General features: G+C 77.0%; 4 protein-coding genes and 4 pseudogenes. 2 read left to right on the plus strand and 6 right to left on the minus strand.

Annotated elements, in window-relative coordinates; all coding sequences use genetic code 11:
- Positions 1-92: 92 nt before the first annotated feature.
- The gene (locus SLP03_RS18600) at positions 93-956 is read right to left on the minus strand and encodes a DUF1028 domain-containing protein (protein WP_319461876.1); all 864 of its coding nucleotides are present in this window, start codon (positions 954-956) and stop codon (positions 93-95) included.
- 84 nt (positions 957-1,040) lie between these two features.
- Positions 1,041-2,264 (minus strand): annotated as a pseudogene (locus SLP03_RS18605) (low temperature requirement protein A).
- A gap of 162 nt (positions 2,265-2,426) precedes the next feature.
- Between SLP03_RS18605 and SLP03_RS18610 the strand changes: the two are divergent.
- Entirely contained in the window at positions 2,427-3,407 is a 981-nt protein-coding gene (locus tag SLP03_RS18610) for an LLM class F420-dependent oxidoreductase (protein ID WP_319461880.1), read from the plus strand.
- A 1-nt stretch (position 3,408) separates the two neighbouring features.
- On the plus strand, positions 3,409-4,200 hold the full coding sequence (locus SLP03_RS18615; RefSeq protein ID WP_319461877.1) for an SDR family oxidoreductase: 792 nt from the start codon (positions 3,409-3,411) through the stop codon (positions 4,198-4,200).
- Between the two features lie 173 nt (positions 4,201-4,373).
- On the opposite strand, the gene SLP03_RS18620 is transcribed toward SLP03_RS18615, so the two are convergent.
- The 4 genes and pseudogenes from SLP03_RS18620 to SLP03_RS18635 form a co-directional block, all read right to left on the minus strand.
- Positions 4,374-6,578: a DUF3488 and transglutaminase-like domain-containing protein gene (locus SLP03_RS18620; protein ID WP_319461881.1), complete on the minus strand. Its 2,205-nt coding sequence runs from the start codon at positions 6,576-6,578 to the stop codon at positions 4,374-4,376.
- 131 nt (positions 6,579-6,709) lie between these two features.
- Positions 6,710-7,078 (minus strand): annotated as a pseudogene (locus SLP03_RS18625) (DUF58 domain-containing protein); the annotation flags it as partial.
- Positions 7,078-7,320: pseudogene (locus tag SLP03_RS18630) on the minus strand (hypothetical protein); the annotation flags it as partial. The pseudogenes SLP03_RS18625 and SLP03_RS18630, both read right to left, overlap by 1 nt.
- 211 nt (positions 7,321-7,531) lie before the next feature.
- Positions 7,532-7,996, minus strand: a pseudogene (locus tag SLP03_RS18635) (fibronectin type III domain-containing protein); the annotation flags it as partial.
- Positions 7,997-9,083 lie beyond the last annotated feature (1,087 nt).

The raw sequence follows: 9,083 nt of genomic DNA on the forward strand, positions 1-9,083 counted from the left end.
CTGTCAGGCATATCGGTCATGGACTTTGGTGGCCCGGACGGGCCGCGCGGGGGCGAGTCCTGCCGGGGTGGCGGGGTGCCGGTGGAGTGGGGTCAGTCGCCGGCGCGGGCGGCCGGGACGTGCGGCGCGGTGCGGCGCAGGTGGGCCAGGACGATCGGGTCGATCCGGCCCGGCACCAGCCGCTCCTCGAGGTTCTCCACACCGGCCCAGGACGCGAGCGCGTCGTCCAGGCCGGCCGCGCCCACCGGGTGGCGGACGGCGGCCAGCAGCGCGGCGACCTCGTCGGCGAGCGGTCCGGCCAGCTCCCGCAGGGTGGCCGGGTCGGGCTTGCCGAAGAGCAGGGTGTGCGTGTCGAGCAGGCGCCCCAGCTCGGTCACCGGGTCGGCGTGGTCGTCCACCCGCAGGTCCACCAGGGTGTCGCCGGTGCCGGCGTACCCGCCGTGCCGCTCGACCACCAGCAGCCCGGCGCTCTGCCGGCCACGGCGGTCGCCGCCCGCGCGGTCACCGGCGTGCAGCGCGGCGAGCAGCCGCTGCGGGAACGGCAGGCCATCCCCGCCGAGCCAGGCGTCCCGGATCGCGTCGACGACGTGCGGTCCGGCCAGGATGTTGCCCTGCGCGGCCCAGCCGTCGCCGGCCTGTCCACCCGCCCACGGGTGGCAGCGCGGCCCGGTCCAGGTCGCCCCGTCGCCGGTCGCTCCCACCACGCCGAGCTGCCGGTCGTCCCGGCCGGGGTCGGCGGCGACCAGGCCGGCCACCACGTCCGCGGCCGCCACCCCGGTTCGCAGCAGCGCCAGCCCCTGCGGCCCGTACGCGAGGTTGACGTGCGCCTGGGTTGCGACGGCGCCGACCTGGGCCTCGGCGGCCGGGACCAGCGCGCCGGCGGCGAGGAACTTGCTGGCCACGGCGACGCCGTGCAGGCGGCCGTCGGCCGAACGGGCGACGATCGAGAAGGTCACCCGCGGATCGTAGCGCCGGTCCGCGGCCCGGACGGTCCCGCGCGGTCGACGCCGCACCGGTGCCGCACCCCGGAGCGTGGTGGTTCAGAACGGCGGCGCGGCCGCCTCCGGCGGCTTGCCCCGCGCCCGGCGGGCGTCGGCCACCGCCACCGCGGCCAGCACCGCGGCGGCCACGGTGGCGGAGATCAGCGGCGGGTGGTGCAGTAGCACCGGCACCGGTGCGAGCAGGGCGAGGATGGCGATCCAGCGGGACCGCGACACCCGGGCGAAGACCTCGTACTCGAAGCGGGCCCGCCCGGCCAGGAAGAGGACCGGGCCGCCGATGATCATCGCCACCCAGGCCGCTTCCGGGTGGGTCACCGGATGCTTGATGGCCAACTGGTACCCGATTGCCGTGCCGGTCATCCCGATGAGCATGACCAGGTGGGTGTCGGCGGCCGACCGGCCGATCGTGGCGGGGTGCCGGGCCTTGGCGACCGCCTCGCCGAGGATCTGCCCGGCCCGCTGGAAGTAGATCCGCCAGAGCAGGATCGAGGTGATCACCGCGATGCCGAAGGCGGCGGTGTTCGCTGGTGCGAACGTGCCCCTGCTGTAGGCGAAACCCGCCACGAGGATGGTCTCGCCGAGCGCGATCAGGAAGAACTACTGGTAGCGCTCGGCAAGGTGCTGGCCGGCGATGTCCCACCGGGAGACCGTGGACCGGCCCAGCCCCGGCACCGGCCAGCCGGTCCGGGTCGCCAGGTACTCGATCCCCAACGCCATCCCCCACAGGGCGATCCGGACGTCGGTCGGCACGAACGCCCCGGTCAGCCAGAACACCCCGCTCACGCAGAACACGATCAGCATCCGCAGCTTGAGCCGTCGGTACTGGCGCTCGCCGAGGGTGAGCACCAGGATCCCCGGGCGGGACACCTGCGCCACCACGTACGCGACCGCGAACGCGAGGCCGGACTCGGTGAACGCGCGGGGGATCGCCACGCCCATGACCATGCTGGCCACCAGCGCGGTGAGCACGATCGTCTGCACCCACAGGTGGTTCGGGTCGTAGCGGCTGGTGGTCCACGCGGTGCCCTGCCAGACCGCCCAGAGCGCGAATAGCAGCAGCAGGGTCTTGCCGCCGCCGGTGATCGGCGACCACCCCGTGGTGCCGCCCGCCTCCAATGCGAGGTCCTCGAAGGAGCGGTCCGAGATGCGGGTGAGCGCGAAGACGAACACCAGGTCGAAGAAGAGCTCCAGGAAGGTGGCCCGCGCGGGGGTGGTGGTGGGGAGCAGCGGCCCCCTGCCGCCGGCGTCCCCGCCGGTCACCATGCGCGACGGCCCCCGCCGCTGGTCCAGCCCACCTGGCAGTCGTAACACTCTTTCCCGACGGGGTGGTGTGTATCGCACATATCGTCGCCGCCCGAGCGGATCCGGATCTTGCTTACAGCGACGGCGAGCGGGCACGATCGACCGGTGACGAACCGATGGGGCATGACGGTACCGCTGAGCGGGATCCCGCTCGCCGACCACGCCGCGGTCTACGCGGCCCTCGACCGGGCCGGCTTCACCGACGTCTGGTCCTCTGAGGTCGCCGGGACCGACGCGTTCACCCCGCTGGCGCTCGCCGCGGCCTGGCAGCCCCGGCTGCGCCTCGGCACCGCCATCATCCCGGTCTTCACCCGCGGGCCGGGGCTGCTCGCGATGAGCGCCGCCGCGCTCGCCGAGTCCGCGCCCGGGCGCTTCGCCCTCGGCATCGGCGCCTCCTCGCCGGTGCTGGTCGGCGACTGGAACGCGATCCGCTTCGACGAGCCGTTCCGGCGGACCCGCGACGTGCTGCGGTTCCTCCGCGCCGCGCTGCGCGGCGAGACCGTCGACGAGGTCTACGACACCTTCACCGTCCGCCGCTTCACCCTGGAACGCCCGCCGGCCGTGCCGCCGCCGGTGCTGCTGGCCGCGCTGCGCCCCGGCATGCTCCGGCTCGCCGCCGCCGAGGCCGACGGGGTGATCCTCAACTGGCTCGCCGCCGACGACGTCCCGCAGGCCCTCGCCGAGTTGGGCGACCGCCGGCCCGGCTTCGAGGTCGCCACCCGGATCTTCGTCTGCCCCACCGAGGACGCCGCGCACGCCCGGGCGCTGGGCCGCCGCCTGATCACCGGGTACCTCACCGTCCCCGCGTACGCCGCCTTCCACCGCTGGCTCGGCCGGGAGGCGACACTCGGTCCGATGTGGGCGGCGTGGGCGGCCGGGGACCGGCGCGGCGCCGCCGCGGCCGTGCCCGACGAGGTGGTCGACGCGCTGGTGCTGCACGGCTCGCCCGAACACTGCGTGGCGCAGGTCCGCCGTTACGCAGACGCCGGGGTGGACGTCCCGGTGATGGCGCTGCTGCCCACCCCGGAGCTGGCCGCCGGCGGCGCGGCGGCGCTGGCCACGCTGATCCCCCGACTGGGCGTCGCCGACGCGGACCGGAGCTGATATGAACCTCACCGACCGGGTGGCCGTCGTCACCGGCGGCGCCGGCGGCATCGGATCGGCGCTGGCCCGCCGCTTCGTCGCCGAGGGCGCCGCCGCCGTCGTCGTCGCCGACCTGGACGCCGACGCGGCCCGCGCCGTCGCCGCGGACATCGGTCCGGTCGCGCACGCCGTCGGCCTGGACGTCACCGATGAGGAGCAGGTCCGGGCGCTGGTCGAGGAGACCGAGCGGCGGTACGGGCGGATCGACCTGTTCTGTGCCAACGCCGGGGTGGCCACCGGCGGGGGAGTGGAGGCGCCGGACGCCGACTGGGACCGGGCCTGGCGGGTGAACGTCCTCGCCCATGTCTACACCGCCCGGGCGGTGCTCCCGGCGATGCTGCGGCGCGGCTCGGGGCACCTGCTGCTCACCTGCTCGGCGGCAGGCGTGCTCACCGCCGTCGGAGACGCCCCGTACACCGCGACCAAGCACGCGGCGGTCGGCTTCGCCGAGTGGCTCGCCATCACCTACCGGGACGCCGGCATCCGGGTCAGCGCGCTCTGCCCGCAGGGCGTGGACACCCCGATGCTCGCCGACGGCCTCGCCGCCGGCCACCTCGGCGCCCGGGTCGTCGCCGCCTCCGGGGCGGTGCTCACCCCCGACCAGGTGGCCGAGGCGACCATCGCCGGGCTGGCCGAGGAGCGCTTCCTGATCCTGCCCCACCCGGAGGTCGCCGCCTACGCCCGGCGGCGCGCCGAGGACCCGGACGGCTGGCAGGCCGGCCTGCGCAAACTCGTCCGTCGGCTGCGCGGCTGACCACGCCGCGTCCGCCGCCCGCGGTCAGACCTGGCCTGCGCCGCCGCCGACGTCACTGGGCGGGCCGCGCGCCACCGCCGATCCGCCGTGACCACGAGGGCGCCGGTGAGGGCGGCGATGACCGCCCAGGAAACCGCGGACATGCCCCGACGGCAGGTCCCGGCGGCAAGCCGTCAGCGGCGCCAGCGCAGCGGCCCCGGGTGCACCGACCAGAGCAGCCGCCGCCACCGGGGGCGGGCCGCCCGCAGCGCCGCCACGTACCCGTCGGCGACCGTCGCCGCCCGGGCCGCCTGCTCCGGGGCCGCCGTGCCCGGGGCGAAGGCGACCTGGTTGAGCAGCCCGGCCAGCTCGTCCACCGCCACCGCCAGGCCGCCCACCTCGGTGGCCGTCGCCGCCCGGGCCCCCGTGAGGACCCGCTCCGCCGCCTCGGCCACCTCGGCCGCGGCCAGGTCCTCGCCGACCGGATGGCCGGCCAGCCGCAGCGCGTCGGTCACCTCCCGCCAGGCGCCGGCGATGCGCTGACCGGGGTCACCCCGCCCCAGCCGGGCCCGGGTCAGGTTCCGGCGCAGCGCCGCCAGCGTCAGCAGCGCCAGCCCGACCAGCAGCACCAGGCCGCCCGCGCCGCCACCCACCAGCACCGGGGCGGAGAGCCCGGACCGGTCGTCCGCCGGGCCGGACCCGACCTCGGCCGGGGGCGTCCCCGTCGGCGCCACGGTCGGCTCCGGCACCTCCGACGGGAGCGGGTCGTCCGGGGTGGGACGAAAGTCCTCCTCCACCGGGCGGGGCTCCTCGTCCGGCCGCGGCATCGGGTCGAACGGCACCCAGCCGACGCCCTCGAAGAGCACCTCCGGCCAGGCGAAGGCGTCCGCCGCGCGGACCGGGCCGTCGCCCCGCGGTGCGAAGCCCACCACCACCCTGGTGGGCAGCCCGACCAGCCGGCCCAGCACCGCGAACGCCGCCGCGAACTGCTCCGAGGTGCCCCGCTGCCCGCCGTCGTCACGTGGACCGAAGAGGAAGAAGGCCAGGTTCGGGTACGCGTGCCCGCTCGGCGCGTCCGCGGTGACCCGGTAGTGCTCGGCCAGGAACTGCTCGATCGCCGCGGCCCGGGCGTAAGGGGCGCCGTTGGACTCGGCGAGCTGGGCGGCGAGCCGACGCAACTGCTCCGGCGCCCCGTCGGCCACCCGCAGCAGCCGGGACACCGCGTCACCGGCCGGCACGTTCGCCGTGGCGAGCAGGTTGCCGTCGGGGCGCTCCCGGACCGAGGTGACCGTGTAGCGCAGCCCGGGGGCGAGCCCCTCCGGCCGGATCAGCGTCCCGGTCGCCGGGTCGTACGCCACCCGGGCGCCGCTGATCTCCCGAGGCGTGGCGACCGCCGGCAGCAACCGCCCGGTCAGGTCGGCCACGGTGATCTCCTGACGGACCGTGTCGGTGGCACCGCCCGGGGCCGGCTCCTTCGCCGGCAGGATCCGGCCGGCGTTGCGGTAGGTGGCCCCCACCCGCCAGGTCACCCCGTCGTAGTCGCTGAGTACGGCGAGCCGGATCCGGGCCGGGTCCTGCCCCGACGGCCCGCTCCCGCCCGCCTCGGTACGGACCTCCAGCAGCCGCTGGTCCGGGTTCAACGTCCAACCGGAGATCCGGATCAGCGGGTTCTCGTCCAGCGTCTCGACCTGCGGCGGCTCGACGTACCGGCGCGGGTCCACCGGGCGCTCCTCCACCCGACCGGCCACCACCGGGGCGAGCAGGGCGGCGAGCCCGACCACCACCGCCACCCCCGCCGCGCTGGCGGCGAGCAGCCGGACCCGGACCGCGGCGCGTACCGCCGGAGCGAGGCCGGCCGACGGGTCGCCGGCCGCCGGGCCGTCCCGCCGCGACGGCGCCGCCAGGCCCACCGCGGCGACCGCGGCGAACGCCACCGTCGGCCAGATCGCCGGCTGCGCGTTCGGGCCGACCACGTAGAGCGCGCCCGCGTAGAGCAGGGCCGGCGGCAGGTAACCGAGCAGCGCCCGACCGGCCCGCAGCGCCACCTCCGCGCCCGCCAGACCCGCGAGCCACGCGGCGACCAGCGGCAGCAGCACCGTGTCCGGGGCCGGTTCGACCGGGATCATCGCGGTCAGCAGCCGGGGAATGGCGTTGCGGGCGGCGTCCGCCGTCACCGCGCCCAGGCTCCCCGGCAGGTCGGCGTGCGCGGCGGCCAGCCGTAGCGCCAGCGCCGCCCACCCGGCCAGGGCGAGCATCGACAGCGGCGCGACCAGCCAGGACGGCAGCCGCCGGGCGGCCACGCTGACCAGCACCGAGCCGACCGCGGCGCCGAGCATCAGCCGGGTCAGCAGCGGCCCCGCGTACACCCGGTCGAGCACTACCCCGGCCAGGGCGATCATCGTGATCAGCGCCAGCGCCAGCGGCGCCGGCACGGCGCCCACCACCCGCGCCACGGCCCCACCACGCCGCTCCTCCGCCGGCGGCGGCTCGTTCGGCGCGTCGACGCCGCGGGGCGGCGCCAGGCTCGCCGCCGGCGGACCCCGTCCCCCTCGGCGGCGAACTCGGCGCCGTCCGCCGCGTCCACCACCACCAGGCCGGCCGCGCCCGCCGGCGTCGGCTCCGCCACGCCGAGGACCCCCACCAGCACCGACGGGTACGCCCCGCGTAGCGCGCCGACGTGCCCCAGGTCCCCGCGGCCACCGGGCCCGGTGAGGAAGACCAGCGTGTCGCCGAGCCGTTCCTGCCGCAGCCGGCTCATCGCGGTCCGCAGCACGTCGTCCCCGGCCTCGGTGAGCTCGACCGCGGCGAGCCGGTCCAGCGGCCCCCCGGCGCCGGCCGGGTTCCCGTCGGCCGGTACGACCAGCAGCAGACTCACCGGCAGGTCCTCCCGGACCGCGGCAGCCGATCGGTCTGGGTGACCTGCAGTTGGTGCCGACGGGCGCCGGGGATCTCGACCCGGGTGTCGACCCGCGCGGTGACCCCGTTGACCCGGGCCATCTCGCTGCGGGTGGTGCTTCACAGCCACGAACTCGCGTCGTAGTTGGCGACCGCGTTGTCGGCGGCGCCGAGCCCGAGGACGGTCAGTCCCATGGCGACCAGCAGCGCCGCCACGGTGCCGATGGTGACCAGCCCGCCCCGCATCCGGGAGCGGGTCCGGGGCGTGTCCGCCCCGGTGCTCGTGACGCCCTCGATGGTGGCCACTGCCGGCTGCCTCCCGGTGTCGGTGCGGGGAGACGTGCCGGGCGGCGACGACCCTCCCCAGAGCCGGGAGACATCATATGGGCCGCCCTGACGTGGGGGAACCCGCACCGTTCCGCTGTGGACACTGAGCGTGTTGCGGGTGGACGGTCGGTCAGCCCGGCGGGGTGGCGCGCTCCCGGTCGGTGCAGACCTGACCCGAGGTGGCGAACGCGTCCGTGGAGTAGACCGCCAGCACCGTGAAGCAGTAGTCCAGCTTCCCGCTCAGCCCGTTGACCGTGTAGCTGGTCTGGCCCGGATCCACCGTGGCCATCACCCCCAGCTTCTGGCCGGCCCGGCCACCGGCCACCATGAACGGCACACCGCCGCCGGCCGGGTCCGTCCAGGTGATGGTGATCGTGGTGGCCTCGTCGCGCAACCGCAGGTCACCCGGGGGCGCGCCAGTCGCCATCGGCTTCGCCCGGGTCTGCCCGGGCGCGGGCGCCTGCGCCGGGTCGCGGTTGAGCACCACTCCCACGCCGACCGCGGCGGCCACGGCCACCACCGCGGCGCCGGCCGCCACCGCGAGCAGCGCACGGTTACGGCCGCCCGGCTCGGGCTCCTCGACCTGCGGGTACGCGGGCGGCTGTTGGAACGGTACCGGCACCGCCGGCCACGCCCCCTGCACCGGGTACGCCTCCGGCCCGGGCGCTGGCGCAGTGCGCTGCGGCTCGGGGAACTGGAGCAGGTCGTCGTAGACCGGCAGCGGCGACGGGACGGCCGGGGCCGGTTCGGGCCCGGGCAGCGGGTGCGGGTCCGGTTCGTCGGCGTCCTCCGTCGACGCCTCCGGCCGCACGTCGGCCGGCCGGTCGAGCGGCTGCGGCGGTGCGGCGCTGCTCCACGGTGACGCGGTCAACCCCCACGGCGGTACGGGCGACGCGCTGACCGGGGCCACGGCCGGCGGCCCGCTCACCGGATGCGGCCCGCCGGGCTGGGCCGGGCCACCCGGCCCGGCGAGGTACGGGTTCGCCGGTACGCCCCCCGGTGGCCCGCTCACCGGGTACAACGGGCGCCCCGGAGGACCGCTCACCGGGTACGCGGGGTGCCCCGGCGGACCACTGACCGGGTATGCGGGTGTCGGCGGCGCGCTCATCGGCGGGAACAGCGTCGGCGGACCGCTGACCTGGTGGGTCGGCGCCGGCAGGGCACTCGCGGGTACGCCGCTGACGGGCGTGCCTACGGGGGGAGCGCCGGTGGACTGCGTGCCTGCGAGTGGAGCGGCGACCGGTGGGGCCGGCGGCGGGACGGGTGGCGTGGTGGGCGGCGGGGTCGGTGCCGCCGTGGCGACCCGTTCGGCTTCCTCCCGCAGCAGCGGCGCGATCTGCTGCACCTGGACTGTCGGCTTGGTCCAGCCGGGCGCCGCAGTGGCCGGCGGCTGCTGGCCGCTCCCGCCCGCACCGGCCCCCACTGCGGAGGGCCCGTTCTGCGGGGACGGCAGGTCGGGCACCGACAGCGGCGGGGGCAGGGGCCCGGTGGTCGCCGGGGGACCGGCAGGCGAGGCGGGCGGCGCGGAGACCGGCGCCTGGCCGGAGGCAGGGCGAATGGCGGGCGGTGGCGTGTGCGGGGCGGAGATCGGCGTCGCGGGGGAGGCAGGGGGAACCGGAGGAGCCGCGATCGGCGCAGCCAAGCCCGGCGCGGCCGGTGCCGAGATGGGTGCGGGCCGATCC

The organism is Micromonospora sp. RTP1Z1 (genome assembly GCF_033804685.1).
Classification (GTDB): domain Bacteria; phylum Actinomycetota; class Actinomycetes; order Mycobacteriales; family Micromonosporaceae; genus Micromonospora.

Bases quoted from the DNA above. Each gene is read 5' to 3' on its own strand.
- SLP03_RS18610 (WP_319461880.1), top strand. From the start codon at position 2,427: ATGACGGTACCGCTGAGCGGGATCCCGCTCGCCGACCACGCCGCGGTC.
- SLP03_RS18620 (WP_319461881.1), bottom strand. From the start codon at position 6,578: ATGATCGCCCTGGCCGGGGTAGTGCTCGACCGGGTGTACGCGGGGCCG.
- SLP03_RS18615 (WP_319461877.1), top strand. From the start codon at position 3,409: ATGAACCTCACCGACCGGGTGGCCGTCGTCACCGGCGGCGCCGGCGGC.